The sequence below is a fragment of the Caballeronia terrestris genome (assembly GCF_001544515.1).
Taxonomy (GTDB): Bacteria; Pseudomonadota; Gammaproteobacteria; order Burkholderiales; family Burkholderiaceae; genus Caballeronia; species Caballeronia terrestris.
Map to the genome: position 1 here is coordinate 1 of NZ_FCOL02000085.1, position 15,613 is coordinate 15,613.

11 protein-coding genes and 5 pseudogenes are annotated in these 15,613 nt (G+C 56.4%); 7 read left to right on the forward strand and 9 right to left on the reverse strand.

What is annotated here, in order from left to right; translation table 11 throughout:
* Nucleotides 1-73 precede the first annotated feature (73 nt).
* Nucleotides 74-346, reverse strand: a pseudogene (locus AWB67_RS30995) (IS110 family transposase); the annotation flags it as partial.
* A 436-nt stretch (nt 347-782) separates the two neighbouring features.
* On the opposite strand from AWB67_RS30995, the pseudogene AWB67_RS31000 reads away from it, so the two are divergent.
* Nucleotides 783-2,050 (forward strand): annotated as a pseudogene (locus AWB67_RS31000) (IS256 family transposase).
* Nucleotides 2,051-2,130: 80 nt separating this feature from the next.
* Here the strand turns inward: AWB67_RS31000 and AWB67_RS39945 are convergent.
* The 5 genes from AWB67_RS39945 to AWB67_RS31015 form a co-directional block, all read right to left on the reverse strand.
* On the reverse strand, nt 2,131-2,340 hold the full coding sequence (locus tag AWB67_RS39945; protein ID WP_125477741.1) for a hypothetical protein: 210 nt from the start codon (nt 2,338-2,340) through the stop codon (nt 2,131-2,133).
* A gap of 217 nt (nt 2,341-2,557) precedes the next feature.
* Entirely contained in the window at nt 2,558-2,809 is a 252-nt protein-coding gene (locus AWB67_RS43495; protein WP_374729864.1) for a sigma 54-interacting transcriptional regulator, read from the reverse strand.
* Between the two features lie 111 nt (nt 2,810-2,920).
* Nucleotides 2,921-3,085, reverse strand: coding sequence for a VpsR-related response regulator (locus tag AWB67_RS43500; RefSeq protein WP_374729865.1), 165 nt, complete (start codon nt 3,083-3,085; stop codon nt 2,921-2,923).
* A 33-nt stretch (nt 3,086-3,118) separates the two neighbouring features.
* On the reverse strand, nt 3,119-4,489 hold the full coding sequence (locus tag AWB67_RS31010) for an FAD-binding oxidoreductase (protein ID WP_087659942.1): 1,371 nt from the start codon (nt 4,487-4,489) through the stop codon (nt 3,119-3,121).
* A 326-nt stretch (nt 4,490-4,815) separates the two neighbouring features.
* Nucleotides 4,816-5,832, reverse strand: coding sequence for a hypothetical protein (locus AWB67_RS31015; RefSeq protein WP_087659943.1), 1,017 nt, complete (start codon nt 5,830-5,832; stop codon nt 4,816-4,818).
* A 472-nt stretch (nt 5,833-6,304) separates the two neighbouring features.
* Between AWB67_RS31015 and AWB67_RS43780 the strand changes: the two are divergent.
* Nucleotides 6,305-6,811 (forward strand): annotated as a pseudogene (locus AWB67_RS43780) (helix-turn-helix transcriptional regulator); the annotation flags it as partial.
* Between the two features lie 70 nt (nt 6,812-6,881).
* Here the strand turns inward: AWB67_RS43780 and AWB67_RS31025 are convergent.
* Nucleotides 6,882-7,174, reverse strand: a pseudogene (locus AWB67_RS31025) (cold-shock protein).
* 128 nt (nt 7,175-7,302) lie between these two features.
* On the reverse strand, nt 7,303-7,566 hold the full coding sequence (locus AWB67_RS31030) for a hypothetical protein (protein WP_087659944.1): 264 nt from the start codon (nt 7,564-7,566) through the stop codon (nt 7,303-7,305).
* Nucleotides 7,567-8,789: 1,223 nt separating this feature from the next.
* On the opposite strand from AWB67_RS31030, the pseudogene AWB67_RS31035 reads away from it, so the two are divergent.
* The 3 genes and pseudogenes from AWB67_RS31035 (at nt 8,790) to AWB67_RS43225 (ending at nt 12,594) form a co-directional block, all read left to right on the forward strand.
* Nucleotides 8,790-9,219: pseudogene (locus tag AWB67_RS31035) on the forward strand (FGGY family carbohydrate kinase).
* A 1,385-nt stretch (nt 9,220-10,604) separates the two neighbouring features.
* Nucleotides 10,605-12,392 (forward strand): hypothetical protein, encoded by a 1,788-nt coding sequence (locus AWB67_RS31040; RefSeq protein WP_087659945.1) that lies wholly within the window; start codon nt 10,605-10,607, stop codon nt 12,390-12,392.
* Nucleotides 12,393-12,465: 73 nt separating this feature from the next.
* Complete coding sequence (locus AWB67_RS43225) at nt 12,466-12,594, forward strand: hypothetical protein (protein ID WP_327366779.1); 129 nt, start codon at nt 12,466-12,468, stop codon at nt 12,592-12,594.
* A 292-nt stretch (nt 12,595-12,886) separates the two neighbouring features.
* On the opposite strand, the gene AWB67_RS31050 is transcribed toward AWB67_RS43225, so the two are convergent.
* Nucleotides 12,887-13,171 carry a hypothetical protein gene (locus AWB67_RS31050; RefSeq protein WP_200822350.1) on the reverse strand — a complete coding sequence of 95 codons (285 nt, stop codon included), beginning with the start codon at nt 13,169-13,171 and terminating at the stop codon, nt 12,887-12,889.
* Between the two features lie 49 nt (nt 13,172-13,220).
* Here AWB67_RS31050 and AWB67_RS31055 point away from each other — a divergent pair, with 49 nt between their 5' ends.
* Together AWB67_RS31055 and AWB67_RS31060 are read left to right on the forward strand one after the other, a co-directional pair.
* Nucleotides 13,221-14,057 carry a glycosyltransferase gene (locus AWB67_RS31055; RefSeq protein WP_087659946.1) on the forward strand — a complete coding sequence of 279 codons (837 nt, stop codon included), beginning with the start codon at nt 13,221-13,223 and terminating at the stop codon, nt 14,055-14,057.
* Nucleotides 14,058-14,477: 420 nt separating this feature from the next.
* A complete protein-coding gene (locus tag AWB67_RS31060) occupies nt 14,478-15,428 on the forward strand; it encodes an ATP-grasp fold amidoligase family protein (protein ID WP_087659947.1) in 951 nt (316 codons plus the stop codon).
* The last annotated feature ends 185 nt before the right edge of the window (nt 15,429-15,613 follow it).

The window sequence follows — 15,613 nt, forward strand, 5'->3', positions numbered from 1 at the left end:
CGCAGTCCACCCGCATCGCATGAATTCAGGATCGCAGAAGCCATCTTGTCCTTACGTTCGACTTATGCAACAACGCCGCATCAGTCTTGTTCCGAAGTACGAAGGGGCGTACCGAGCGGGCAGATATGAGCCTCACCTCATGTCCAAGTGCTTGTAATCGTCTCGCCCAGTCGTGGGCACTTCCGCAGGCCTCCATCACGACCGTTGAAGTTGCACGTTTCGCGAAGAACTCGAGCACTTGTGCACGCTTGAGTTTGAATCGTTCGACTTGGCCGCTTTGCGGATCGAGCGCGTGAAGTTGAAATACTTGCTTGGCAATGTCCATCCCGATAATCGTGAGCTTCATTTCGAGTTCTCCCTGAAGAACGGTTGACGAGCATGATCACTTTCGCACATCGGCCGCGAACGCGACTTTCACGGCCCGCTTCCGGGGGGAGGCGTCCATACCATCTGCACAAGCGTTTTGGATGCCTTCGGCCTCTGTGGATGCAGGCAAGATGAAACCGGGCACGTTGTGGCTTGTCTTTTCGCGCCACGCACGGTCTGTCGGGGGACGAAGTCGATAGGATCCGGAGTTTGTGACGCGCGGCGAGCGCGCGGAGGCCAGGTTCATCGTGCGCGGCATATCGTCCCGCCGGTGAAAGAAAAAGGCAGACAAGCCTTTCACGAGTTATGGTCGAAACTGGTGTTCGGAGTGAGGCAGGGATTTGAAGGCGGTGGCGGTTTAGCTGAGAATGTTGCTTGTCGAGAGTAACAACCAGTCAAACCGAGATCCACCACCAATGAAGAAGCTTACCGAAGAAACGAGCTCCGGTAAATCGGAAGCAGCAACCAGCGGCCTTGACGATTTGATTCAACAAGGCGCGCGGCAAATTATCCAGCAAGCGATCGAGGCCGAATTGGCGACACTGCTTGAGCGGTTTGACAACGTGAGGACGCTCGATGGAAGGCGGACCGTGATTCGCAATGGCTACCTCCCCGAGCGAGAGATCGTCACGGCGATCGGTCCGGTCACCGTAAAAGTGCCGAAGGTGCGCGATCGCTCAGGCACGGGCGTGAAGTTTAATTCGAACATCGTGCCGCCCTATATTCGTAAGTCACCCCGCGTCTCGGCGGCTTTGCCCTGGCTGTATCTGCGCGGCGTCTCAAGCGGCAACATGAGCGAGGCACTGAGCGTGCTGCTGGGTGAAGAGGCCAAAGGTCTTTCGCCCAACGTGGTCAGCCGTCTGAAGGCTCAGTGGGCCGAAGAACACGCCCTTTGGAATCAGCGTGATCTGTCACAGGCTCGCTGGGTTTATTGGTGGGCCGACGGCATCCACACGGGGCTGCGAAGCGATGATTCGGATGGCCAGTGCTTGTTGGTCATCATCGGCGTGAAGCCGGACGGAACGAAAGAGCGTGTGGCGATCGGCGACGGCTACCGCGGTCTAAGGACGCCTGGTGCGAGCTTTTGCTGGATCTGAAAGCGCGAGGCCTACAAAGTGGTCCGCTGCTCGCGAGCGGCGACGGGGCAATGGGTCTGTGGGCGGCATTGGCCGAAGTCTTTCCAAAGACGGGGCACCAGCGCTGCTGGTTCCATAAAACCGGAAACATTCTCAACGCCTTGCCCAAATCACAGCATGGTCGGGCTAAAGTCGGCCTGCAGGAGATTTGGCAAGCCGGCACACGCGAGGAAGCATTCGCGGCTTTCGACCGCTTCGTTGACGCCTATTCGGCCAAGTATCCAAAGGCGGCTGAAAAGCTCACGAAGGATCGCGACGAGTTGCTGGCCTTTTATGACTTCCCTGCTGAACACTGGCAGCATTTGAGAACGACCAATCCGATTGAGTCAACCTTTGCCACCGTTCGGCATCGAACAACCCGCACGCGCAATTGCGTTTCGCGCCCGACCTTCCTCGGCCTTGCATTCAAGCTCATCGAGTCGGCCGAACAATCATGGCGGCGCATTCGCGCGCCAGAGAAGGTCGCCTCGCTGCTCGAGGGCATTCCGTATAAAAACGGACTACCGGTGATCGACAGCACACCGGCTCAGCAACCGCTTGCCGCCTGATCGAGCCCCGCCTGGCAAACACCAGATTTGACAATAGCTCGCCTTTCACGCCGGTTGCCACCAAGTGGCGTGTCGCATTGTTATTCGCCGTCGGCAGCAAACCGGACGTCCTGCTTGACGTTGTCCACATTCAAGTTGTGCGAGGCGGTGCCGTAAGCATAGGTATGTCGACCACCCTGTTCCCCACCGACGGCTCGGCTCGGCGGCTCTCCCAGATCCAAGCGTACGGAACAAGAAAAAGCCTCATCAACGGTCAAGGTTGATAAGGCTTTAAAAATACCCCGATTCATCGGCGCTCTTGGGAACCCATCGAGTCCAGCGTTCTGGCCGTTCTGTGACGGCACCGCAAATCTATGTTTTAAGCGGATGTTTGAATGTGCGCTCGCAGACCTCCGTGCCCTACTCGTGTCCTGCGAGCATCGGCAAAAAGATGACCGCCGTAAAAGACGGGCAATCCATCGAGTCGAGGTAACGCAAAGGAGACAGTTCTGTCTTAGCAGGGCATTCCTACAATGCAAGACTGAGCCTGTTGGATAGATAACTACCCGTCAATAAGCGGTGCAAGCACCTGTTCAACAACGCGAAATGATTGCCAAGTAGTTGGTTCGAGCGGCGCGGCTGACGATCGTCAAATAAAGCGCATTCCCGCACAGCCGGCGCGTCAACGAACGGCTGATCACGCCGCGTAGACCGTTCGTGAATTGCGGCCGCGGTCAGTTCCTTGCCGGTTCCCGACGCCTGAGCTAAAAGCGGGCGCATCGGTCATCGCGACCTTGCGGATCGAGTGAAAGAGGCCAAGCGCGTCACAGGACGCCGACCATTCCTCCTGTAAGGTTCTCCCCGTCAACCGCACGCTCGCCGTCTGAGGCCTCATCGTGTAATGACACCATGCCGTGCGCGTGGCCGACGGCATTGACGATCCGGCTCGTTTGAGATCGGCAGCGATACATAATCGAAGCAGTAGTTGCAGATAAGTCGGCGCACCACGGCGTCGTTGAAACTGTCGGATAGCCAATTGCCGCTGAAAACCACCACAAGGCGCCGGCGCGCGGAGCCGTGCGCCTAGATTCACGCTTTCGGCTTAATGTTCTGGTTGACTCGCAACAGGTTGTTTGGATCGTACTTTGCCTTGATCAAGGCAAGGCGCGCGTAGTTTTCGCCGTAGCTTAGTTCGACGCGGTTCTCGGCCTCGTCGACGTCCATGAAGTTGACGTAGGCGCCTTCCAGATTGAACGGGTGGATGGCCGACCAGTAGGCACGGCCCCAGGTCTTAAGCGTATCGGCGTCCTTAGGATCGGGGCTGATCGCGGCAATTACCATCGAAAAAGACGCGTCCCGTGCGCTCCACGGCGTTGCATCCTTGGGGACCCGCCGAACGGCGCCGTCTATAGGGTAAAGGTGCATCAGGCAGAAGGGGGTCGGCGCGTTGAGCGCGTTAGCGATGTGCACGTCGATCGCCTCGTCAGGCAGCGCCTTGACAAAGTCGCCCTTCCAGTACCACTGCAAGCCTTTAGGGAAGAATGGGTCGAACAGACTGTTAATGGCAGTCCACGGCATCTCGCCCATCCAGTTGAATAGCGGGGCGGGCAGTTTCTCGAGCAGCGAGGCCATGAGCTTCTGACCCTCTGCGACCGGTCCGTTGAAGGCACCGATCAGAGCACAGGCACGTTTGCTCCAGTGCTCCTTAGGAAAAGGGTCGATCGGAGGCACGGATTTGAGGCCGACAAACAGGCCAAGCTCTTCGGGGGCGTTTGGGATGAAGTCGCGGTACGTCGCCATAACTTGCTTGGCGTCCTTGGCGTCCCAGAAGATCGGACCGGCGAACACCATTTTGGCTGGGTGGGCCTGAAATAGAAAGCTCGTGACCACGCCGAAGTTACCGCCGCCACCGCGCACCGCCCAGAAGAGATCAACGTGCTTGTCCTTGCTAGCGGTGACGAAAGATCCGTCGGCCAGCACTACATCCACCTCGAGCAAATTGTCGACCGTGAGGCCGTGCTTGCGCGTGAGATAGCCGGTTCCTCCGCCCAAGGTCAGACCTGCGACGCCCGTACTGCCGACAATGCCGAGCGGTACGGCGAGGCCAAAGGCGTGGGTCGCGTGATCGAGGTCCGCTGACGTGCAGCCTGGATCGACACGCACGGTGCGGCTCGCTGGGTCAACGCGCACGCTGCGCATCTGGGACAGGTCGATGACCAGCCCACCGTCGCAACTGCCCAAACCGGGGCCGTTGTGCCCGCCTCCACGGATTGCGAGAAGCAGCTTGTTACCGCGCGCGTAGTTGACTGCCGCTATGACATCGGCCGCGTCGGTGCAGCGAGCGATCGCCTTGGGCCGCTTATCGATCATGCCGTTGTACAACGCTCTCGCCTCATCGTAGTCCTTGTCTGACGGACAGATCAGCCTTCCGCGAAATCCCTGAATCGCAAACTCGCCCATGATGCTGTCTCCTTGAAAAGTAAATCCATCCCGCGCACGCGCGACGACGAGCTGCCGTAGCAGAAGCCTCGCGCCGAACAGTCGACGAAACGATCGGGCGCGTGGGATCAATCGGCATTTACGCACTTATTTGGTAGCCGTTCGGAGCCTTAGCCTGGCACCTCACTTGATGAAAAGCATAGTGCTCCAACGCAACTGCACGAAGGAATTTCCGATTGACGACGACGACAGCAAGACACGAGCAGCCAGTCGAATGAAACCCGACCAATCGTCTGCCGCTCTTTAGCCCAAGAAAAAAGGGGCACGTACAGTCGGAGACTTGAACGTCAACCCATGATCGGTGCGAGCGCGGTGCTAATTCGTAGCGCTTGTTCCGGCGAGATCATTGCATTGAGCGTTTGGCCGAACCGCGGAATCTGCACGCCTGACACGATGTACTGGAAGCGATACGCTGCAAGGACGGTGGACATCACGGTCTCGATCTCGACGGGCGTCATGGAGCGGTCGCAAAGTCCGATGAAGTAGCGCCCGTCTGCCGCCGACTGAGCCTGCAAGATCGCGTCTACGGCGCCGACCAGCGAAATCAGGTCGTCCACGGCTGCATCGCGCGCGTGCGGCATAAGTTTCGTGTTCTCGCGTACCCATTCCAGTTCATCCAGAATCGCGTGCTGCGATTCCTCTTTCCAGTGGAACAGGAACACATCCTTGAACAGGGGCGAAAGCTCGCTGTCGGGCTCGATGCTGGCTCGATAGTGCGCCTGTGTGAACAGTTCAATGAGGCACGTCAGCGCCAGCACCGACCAAGTCGACTTGCCCAACACGACTGATGCGACGTCATCGGGCCGCGGCTCGAACGTGTATCCCGGAGGCATCCCGGCGTCGATCATCGTCTCGATGCGGCGAAACAGTTCCTGGTGCTTTAGCTCTTCCTCAGTGAAGCGAACCAGCGCCTCGAGTGCGATCTGGTCGCCAAGCCAGTGGTCGCGGCTCACTTCGAGCATCTTAGCGCCGATGAAACGCTCGACCAGGCCGAAGATGTTGGCATACGAGCGACCTTGAATCTGCGACAGCAGGCGGCGCTCTATGGCGTCAAGGAACGGCAGGCGATCGACGAACGACAGGCCGTCAGGCAGAAACTTCATCGTGAAGTCGAATTCGCGATGGCGAAGCACGTCGCGATCGATCTCCCACCGGATGCGCTTGGACACTTCCACGCACTTCGCGTAGCGCACCGTATCGACGTACGGTTGCGAGACAGGTCGCTGATTGTCGGCAACGGCATGCCGGATCTTGATTTTGGCGAGATCCATATTGTGCAAGGAAGGTGAATCAACTGCGGACATGAGACTCTCCTGAGAGACGGGATGTTTGCTGTGAAAACGCGGTCGACGTATGTCTGAAGACTGACGACATCTGCGAGGTCCACGCCGGTGAATTCGCATTTGTCCCTCGACGCCTGCGCCGCTTGCCCTCATAGCGTTGCCGTTGATGTGAGCAAAGCAGTGCGAGCGCTCGTCGATGGCACGACGGGCCACATGAGTTTGCGAAATCACCAAGTTGGTCTGGAGCAGGCGCATACAACTCGTACCTGACCCGCCTGGTCCACGGTGGACGCCACGACCCTCATGGCTGCCCTCGCCGATCGAATCTTCTCGTCGTGTGTTGGCCTTCAGGCATGGTGCTAGTATCCCGACGGTAGGCGCGACATTGAATAGCTGGGCGTCCAGCTTTCTTGTGCGTGGCCCCAACATTGCGCAACCGCTGCCATGGACGCCCTCTCCGATGTCTTGCGCGTCATCCAGTTGACCGGGGCAGTCCACCTCGACGGCAGCTTCTCTGCGCCCTGGTGCGTTATCGGCCAAGCTGGTCTTCGTCGAAGCGGTGCGTCGTTACGTCGACACGATGGCCCGGGATCGCAAGGGCTGGCTGGCGGGATTGCGTGATCGCTTCGTCGCACAGGCGCTCGCGCTGATGCATGCGCGGCCGGTGTACGCCTGGACTGTTGAAGCTCTCGCCCGCGAGGTAGGCATCTCGCGTTCGGGGCTGGCACAGCGCTTCACCGAACTAGTCGGGCTACCACCGATGCAGTATCTGGCTTTGTGGCGCTTGCAACTCGCCGCGCGGCAGCTTCGCCTCACTGATTCGTCGCTAGCGTCAGTCGCTGAGGCAGTTGGTTACTAATCGGAAGCCTCATTCAATCGCGCGTTCAAGCGAGAGTTCGGTGAGCCGCCGGCGACATGGCGCAGGAATACAGTCCGCGCCGCGACTCGGGGCAAAGACCACGAGAGCGGCGCTGCATTGGACGGTAGTGTCTCGGACTGACGACCGACAAAAGAGGGCGGGGCTGCCGAATTTGAGGACGGTGAACGCCTTATATGCTTAAGCCAGGGGACTAACTCTGCGGCGACGTGCCGTGACATTCGCGACGACCGACCGTCATCGAACGCGCTCTAGCCAAGTTCGCTACCTGCAGATCTTTGGGACCGCGCTTGGCCTCGAAGCTCACTTTTTGGTTCTCAGCCAGGGTCTTGAAACCTTCGGCACGCACCTCAGAAAAACGCGCAAAAGATCATCGCCGCCGTTGCTTGCCGCCAAATAGCCCGTATGGAGCTCTCCGCCACCGAGATCTGGTTTGAGTGCTCGGCCTGCTTCTGCGTTACAGCGGCTTGATGTGTCGGGTGTGATGAAGTCGAAGCCCTTGGCGTCGTTGAACTATTTGACGGTACCGGTTTCCATGATGATCCTTGGAGAAATAAAACCATGTCGCCTTAGCGAAATAAATCCAGAGTTGAGCCGGCCGACCCATCCATCCGCTATGCCCGCAATCCTCCAAAAGCGGACTGCCGGCGCGGCTGGGATTCCGGTTTCGAAACTGTCCCCTGGTCGATCTCGTCCATCCCATGCTTTAAGGCAAAGCGCCGTGCGTCGAGGGCGCATGCGAAACTACCTAGTACGCCGCTGGCAGTTTGAATGCCGTCGCCATTTCGAAGAATCAGCATAGCGACATACATGCCATCGTCATAAGCTGCAAGTGGCCTAAGAACGAAACTCTTATAAGTAACCTCGCCGTTTTCCATCTGCTTCTCCCTTAAAATATTATGTGATTGCAGGCAGGCGTTTAAGCGGCTTGTCCGCCCACGATCCGACATCTGCGTCTAAATTCTTGGTGCAAATTAGAACGCGCGCTCTCAGTATTTAGAGTCTGTAAGGAGTAACGTGCGAAAGAAGAGTCTTTCGCCAGAAGAGGTTTCTAATCGTGCCAAGACGGCTTGATGTAAAGAAGCTCGCTTCGGGCGAATGCATTTGCGTTTATTCGACCTCTCCGCTAACGAGGCGTTATTCAGCCGTTCCGCTCTGTGATGACAGTTCGTTGTCACGCAGATGTCGAAGCAAGATTTCGCGTCGGTGTTCGCGGACGTAATGCTGGATGATTAATGGGATGCAAACCAGCATTGCGGCGCCGGAAACCGCGCATCCGATAACTGTCTCCGTCATGGCGTCTCCCTCATTTATCGGTGGCCGACGCGAGCACTTGCTACTCGTGGCCAAAACATGTAGGCAGCGACTTATATCTGAACGTTCGAAACATTTTAGCCAAACAAAAGGTGTGCGCAATACCTACGTCACGGGGTTTACCCCCAATTCATGGATTATCTACTATGGGTGTTATATCTATGAACGATCGATCGTTATAAATAAGTGCATTGTTACCGATTTTGCTAATTTAAATATATTAATGATACTAATGCGAGCTTCGCACCGCACAACTCGCTCATATCCGAATCAGCCCAAACTTTCATGGCACTTGATTCCTGACTTTTATTGTCACGAACCAAAGTTCGGACGTGCGTGCGCACTCCGGATGCAATCGGCCCGACCGATCGGCCGAATCGTCGTCGATCTCGGTTACGCAGGCGAGCCAAGTGACACGGCAATTTCGCGCGACAAAAGGTTTGACGATCGCTTTCCGGCGTGGGTACGAAGCGGGGAGTGATGTAAGGAACTAACTGCACAGCTTTCGCTCCTCCTTGCAGTTCGGCCTGTCGACGACGTTTTCCAACTGTGGTTTTCGAATAAAGGCTTGTGGAGACAACAACCCGCTGCTGGAATCGCCGCAAGGTCGCGGACGGGCGACCCAAACTAGCCGCATAGCGATGTTGACGCCCTGAGTCGAGCCTTAAAGTTGCCTGACCTAGTAGTTGGAGCCTTGGGAAAGCGGTCAATATATGTACTTCGGCATCCTCCTTCCAATGTACCGATTGTTTGCTTACATTACATTAGGCCTAACTGAGTTCATAGAATGTTTCTTGGCATCGATCTGGAACGTCGGAACTGAAAGTCCTCTTGCTCGCTAGCGACGGACATATCGCGGGAACCGCAGGCCACCCGTTAGAGAATCCAGGCCGAAGGCTCGATGGTCTGAACAAGACGCAGAGAATTGGTGGCGGGCGACGTGCGCAGCGCTGTCAGCATTACGCGGGACACATCCCGAGGCGTATGAGCGCATTGAAGCCATTGGCCTCTCCGGTCAAATGCATGGGGCTGTCCTCCTTGACGAAATCAGAAAACGTATAGTTGGCAGAGTAGTTGGTAGCGTTCCAAAATCACAAAAAGTGAAGCAGGCGCTGAAAGCGCCCCCTTTTAGCGGCGCACACCCATTTCGGTCGTTCCGGGCACCGTCGTGGATTCGGCCGATCTCCCAAGATCAATTGGCCTTTACCTACCGATGACCCGTTTGTGACGCTGAATGCGGGGAGTTCGGAGCAACTTCCCAGGTCGACCTTTCGGGAGGTTGCAGCGAAAGGATTGACAAAGCGCTCGACGAGCTTGAGGTATCAAAAACGTCGACGGGCGAAGTTCAGGCGGCAAAACCCGATACTGAAGGGTCCGATTCATCGAGTAGAGCCCTCGATGAACAAATTGATTGAATGCCTGATCAGCGCCAGTCGACGCGATCTTGTGGCCGTCTTCAGGCGAAACAAAACGATAGCGACCGCCAGACGACAACCACCATTTAGATGTTAGGCATGCGGGGTAATATCACCGTGAATATGCTAGGGGCGTACGAGCCGTTCGTTTTCTGGCTCGTCCAGCTCGCGTCGGCCTTTGCCGACATTTTGAATGAGGACGTCGGCGAATACTGAACGGTAAGGACCATGTACTGTTCCTTCCACTTATCGTGGAAGCAGAGAGCAAAAAGGCACTTCCGTGAAATCCACTTATTATACGTCTACATAAGTTCACAGCCTCAGCGATCTCTTTGCGAAGAATAGTTTTCCCCTGCGAGTCAGGCGGAGAGTTGTAAATATGGCCGCGGAGGCGCAATGGACTCACCCCAAGTTCGATTCCAGGGTTTTTCCCTGCCATCGCATACCTCGTTCGCCGCGGGCACCTACTCTGTAACCTTGTTCATACGTGCGCCGAACGGCCTTCAGCGAGCTTCCGAACTTATAAGCAATTGCCCCTGTCAAACAGACGCCCGGAAGTTCGCGATCGAGTATGGAATGGCCCAAATCGCCGAACGCCCGCTTCCCGACGCCGCGTGGGCGTAGCTTGGTCGATCGCATACTGGTTGTTATCTCCTACTCTTCGCACTTTGGCCATAAATCGTTTGACGCTCCGCTTGCTCAGCGCCCGACGCGTCTGATTCGAACGCGGTCCGACTCTAGTTTTGGGCATGGCTTTGAATGATTGCGCCACCTCGCCTTCATCGACGAACAGCCCGAACCGACGTGCGCAACTTCGACGTGGAGCGCGACGGCTGGCCTGCATATCCTCGGGCTACCGGCCGACGCTCAGCCGGCTTTTTTTTAAGCGATCAATAAGCTCCTTGCCGATGCGGTGGCTATGTGAGGAACATTGAAGTCTTACCGACATCCGACCCTGCCTCCCTCGCCTCTACAGTGTCCTAGATAATTTCAGCAGTGCCGAACCGTGCCGATCGGTCCGGGCGTCGACGTCTGGTCCGGTCGAGCCCGGAAAGAGCTCCGGAGAGATGCGGGCAATCGTGTGTCCGGCTTGACGACGACATTCGGCTTGTATAAATCAGCGTTTCCCTAGAATATCCTCGATGCACTTCTCTGAGTTACCAATCCTCCACGATCCGGGTGAACCTATGAAGGGTGCCAGCAAGTTGCGAACGAAGTTCAGCAAGCGGCTTTCGTCCGAGAGCCACGTCTTGGAAGCGGTTGAACACACAGATGCCGAAACGGTATCTTTCGATCTCTTCGACACGCTGGTTTATCGGACCCTAGCTCGGCCAGAGGATCTTTTCTTGCTCCAGGGGCAAGCGCTGGTTGAGGCTTGTCTGTTCTCGGGAACGGCCAGGGAATGGCAGCGCCTGCGGAAGTGGGCCGAAGCGGAATTAGACCTAGCCGCCAGCCCACGTGAGGTCGAGCTCGCGCAAATTTACGAAAAGCTGGTTTCCGAAGGTGCCTTGAATGGCGCGGATTCCGCTGCAATGGCGATGGCCAGAGAGCTCGAACTCGAAGCCGAAGTGATTCGTCCGCATACCGAGGTTCCAAGCTTAATTGCTTCAATTCGAAAGTTGGGGCGCCGGGTGGTTGTGTCGACCGACACCTACCTGCCGGAGAATTTTATCCGATCGACACTTCTGAACGCCGGCATTGAAGTTGACAGCATCGTCTGCTCTTCAACAACGGGGAAGACGAAGCGATCAGGTGAAACCTTCTTGGCGATGCGCCGGGACTTCCCGGGCACCGTTCATTTTGGCGACAATCATCACGCGGACGTACGTAATGCTCGACGCGCGGGTGTCCCAGCCAACTGGCTAGTCTGGCAATTTTACGATCACCGCTCGATCTACGCGCCGGAGATCGAGTACCTTCAGAACATTGGACAATATCGGCTCCCTGCATCCCTGATGACGACGGGGACGACGCCGTTGGAGGAATTGGCGACCAGATGGGCTGTGGTGCTTTATGACTACCTCCGCGATCTTCGTCGATATGCCGTTGAACAGAACGTCACTGACATATGGCTGCTTTCGCGTGACGGTGAATCGCTGGCCGCAGTCCTTCAGGACCATCCGGATTTCTTTGGCGCCGTCCCGGTGAGCTACGTGCGAGCTTCCCGGCAATTCACCCACTCAATCACTGCCCGCTTAGCTCCCGACAGGTACGAACGATGGACCGACCGTAAGCCGGACGCGGTCCAGATAGAGCTTGGCGCCCTTGCCGCTCGCTATTATGCGTCTCTGCTCCGTCCCGGATCATCGCGCGTTCTCGTAGTAGACTTGACCGGAAAGGGGCGCCTGCAGACTTCCATCCGTGACGCTTTACCTTCGAGGATCAGCCTTGCAGGATATTATTTTGCGCTAGATTTTGGTCATGAGGCGCTGGACAATGTTGGTCAGTTTTTGCCCTTAAGCTACTCGCATTTTCATCAAGCTCCTGTGGAAGCGTTTGCAGGTACCACCGATGGAACGTGCGTGGGAGCGGTTGACATCGCCGGGCAGGTTGCACCAGTAATGGAAGCGAATCCGGTTGATGTCGCTCCTGAAGATTATGCCGAGACTCTTCGAAGAGTGCTTCACGAGCTTTGTGAACTCGACCACGCCGCATTGCCCGTCGACAAGGTTGTGTTGCGGCAGCATCGCAAGAAACATATTCGACAACTTCTCATGCACCCCAACCACCGAGTAGCGAAGGCGATGGCCGAATGGCCGTTCATCGACAGCTACGGTGCCCAGCCGACTTATCTCGATAGGCCTCGCGTTTCCTATTCGTCACGCCTTCTCGCGCGAAAAAGCGCGGTTAATTCGTGGCCGAGCTTGGGCATTTACTCCGCCCTGCCGACGTGGGGAGTGCCATTCGCTCAAGCTGCATCCCAAGCTCGGCTCATTATGAAAGACTGGTTCGTGAAGCGTCGGCAGAAAAGGTAAGCTCACGATCTGCCGTTCGCGATGCTTGGCGTGGCTTCGGATCTTCGGATAAACGATAGGACCTTTAGCCTAGATGTTCGACTTCCTGCCGAACCTCGATTTTCAGGTCTTCAAAGCAGACTGCCTCAAAGTCTCGCCGGGTGGAAACAATAACCTCCTGCGGCACATGCTGAGGGCATTCGAGGCATTGGGCGCCGCCTAGCACGACTCGAGCAGGGCGACAGCTCCATTTTGGAGGTGCTCGAAACGCTGCTCGGCGAGAAGTTCACTGCACATGAAGCTCGCCCGCATCAAGCTAGCTTTGCAGACGGCGCGCATTGGTACGATCAAGACGCTTCCAGTCGAGCGGAGATCGCGATCGCGTCATGGCACTCGCAAAACTCGGCTTCGTCTTACGACGCCAGGCCGTGCATCTTCTCGTTCCACCAAGGTTTGCGCCTGAGCGTTGAACGCTTCGCGCGAGAAGCGTCGCCGAAAGTCCTGCGATAGCCCGTCTATCGGTACCTCTCGAGCCGCAAATATCCGCGCCACAAATGCATCTTGATCGTCGGCAGGAAAGAGCAGTGCATCAGGTAGATAACACTCAAGGCCAGACACACGCGACGCGACAACGGCCTTTGAGCGAGCACCGCTTCGATCATCACAAGCGGCACTCCTTCAAATGCTGATGGGAGCACCAGCGTATCGCTCGCGACAACGAACGGAAGCACGTCTTCCTGTGCCCCTAGAATCTGCACACAGGCAGAGAGCACGGCGCTCGCGCTCACAATGTCCTTCAAACAGTCGGCATCCTCTCCGTGTTCAACCGGGCGCTGGTTTTGAGGATCGATGCATGCAAGTGTCTTTCGCGAGACGCCCCAACGCGCCGACGGGTGCCCGAAGCGTTCTTCCATCGCAAAACTAGCATGGCACGCGATCGATGGGCACAACGTGATCATGGCGCGAAAATTGCGTAAAGTCATCGCACGGGAAAAGCCCGATGTCGTCAATACCAGCAACCTGTCTTGCCTGTCAGTCAATCTATGGCGCGTCGCACACGCGGCCGGATTGCCGGTGGCTCATACGGCTCGAGATTATTACCTGATGTGCCCGTCTGCGACAATGTTGTCCAAAAACGAGAGCTGCGAACGTCAGTGCACCCTTTGCGCTTGCCTCGCCAGCCATAAAAGAACGGCTTCCAGACAGGTAGACATCGCCATTGGCGTTAGCCGCTTTGTGCTCCAGAAGCATCTCGATAATGGATTCTTCGCAAAAGCGTCTTCCACCAACGTCATCGGTGACTGCTACCTGCCGGAGCCGTCTTCCACTTCCAATGCAAATGCTCGTGCATCTAACGACTCGGTCCGCCTCGGGATGCTAGGCAGGATTTCGCCGGAGAAAGGGATTGAACTCCTCATCGACGAACTGCTAGCGGACTGTTCTCTCGATTGGACGCTCACGATCGGCGGGACCGGTGAGCTCGGATACGTGCATTCCCTCACATCCCGATATGCAGATCCGAGAGTTCGTTTCGTCGGCCACGTTGATGCGTTGGCTTTTCTGTCCGACATCGACGTGTTGGTTGTACCCTCTAAATCGAACGAGCCATTCGGACGGGTGATCGTCGAAGCCTACGCGCTAGGCATACCGGTGGTGGGAGCGAACACCGGCGGCATCCCGAGGTGATTGAACCTACCTCCAGTCTTGTCTTTTGACATCCGTGAACCGAGTTCGGTAATCGGGCGGATTCACGACGCGATCAAGGTATCGCAGGACCCGCAGACGCACACCCGGTTACTCCAGTACGTCGATGCACTGAGTCCACAGCGAATGGTCGCTGCATACCTTAAGATCTATACGCACGCACTTTGGCACAAAGCGTCAAACATGAGCAAAAACGCACAGCGTCCTCCATCGGGCGACTGACAACCCCATAAGACGCATTGCTTTTCTGTATTCGTCTGCGGCAAAATGCAGCAAGGCGCTGCGGTCCAGGAGGAAGCGGCTAGCCGATTAATCGACTAATCCGCTTGGGTTAGAACGCGAGGCGATGTTTCAAACGGGGAGTCGCGCTTAGGATGGTCCGGGGCGACCTACGACACTGCGATGTTCATCAGCGCAGAATACGAAATTGGGGTCCGCATGTCGCTGCTGAAAGAAATCAAAAGATTCCTTAAAGACTTGTTACCGGACCCCTTATTTTTGTACCTTTCACATCGGCGACGGATCGGTCGTTTTCCCCGGTTGAAATATCCGGTCACATTCAATGAGAAAATCCTTTATCGCTGCCTGTACCCGGACCCGGGCTTTGCTGCTCTGACGGATAAGCTCCTTGTACGTGATTACGTTCAACGCAGAATTGGCAAAGAGCATCTAATACCAGTGCTATTGCAACCGGATAACTTTACGTGGGAGCAGTTCGCTGCGTTGCCCGCGGCCTTCGTAATGAAGGCCAACCATGGGAGCGGCTATGTGAAGATCGTCCATGACAAGTCGCAGACTTCGTTTGAGGAATTGAGCAAGTTAGCCAATGAGTGGCTAGGCAGCAACTTCTACCGGGTCGCCAGAGAACGCCACTATGAACGCATCAAGCCGCGGATCTTCTTTGAATTGTTGCTTACTGATAGCCACGGAAATGTGCCTGCAGATTTTAAGATTCACTGCTTCAACCGAGGATGCGGACGGCAGCAAGCCTATATTTTACTCATCTCCGATCGCTTCACTCCTCATCCGCGTGGCGATTTCTATGATGAAGACTGGAATCACCTTGATATCCGGATCGGCCACTATCCACGTAGCGTGGTCCCTGCTCCGCGGCCGCTTCAACTCGAGTTGCTGTTGCGGAAGGCGAAGGCACTTGCCGCCGACTTCGACTATGTGCGTGTCGATATGTACGCCCCGGACAATCAGATTTATTTCGGAGAATTGACGTTCACACCGGGCGCAGGCGTATATCGGCTAACTCCGGACGTAATCGACTACGATTGGGGACGGCTGTTGCAACCGTGTCCGTCGGCTGCTGGAATTCCAGAAGCTCGGGCCGGGGTCGCCAGATGACGAAATTCGCTCCTCTGGAACCCGTCGAGCATCGCTCCTCGTCCGAGATTAATGTTTTGGTCGCTTAGCCTCGTGAGGCGACGTGGGACGCAGGTCTGGCAACGCACGGAAATCTTAGAGACGGTTTCAAAAAGACATGAAGGGGGCTGTTAACTTCATGGACATGCTGTAATGGGATGGTCACC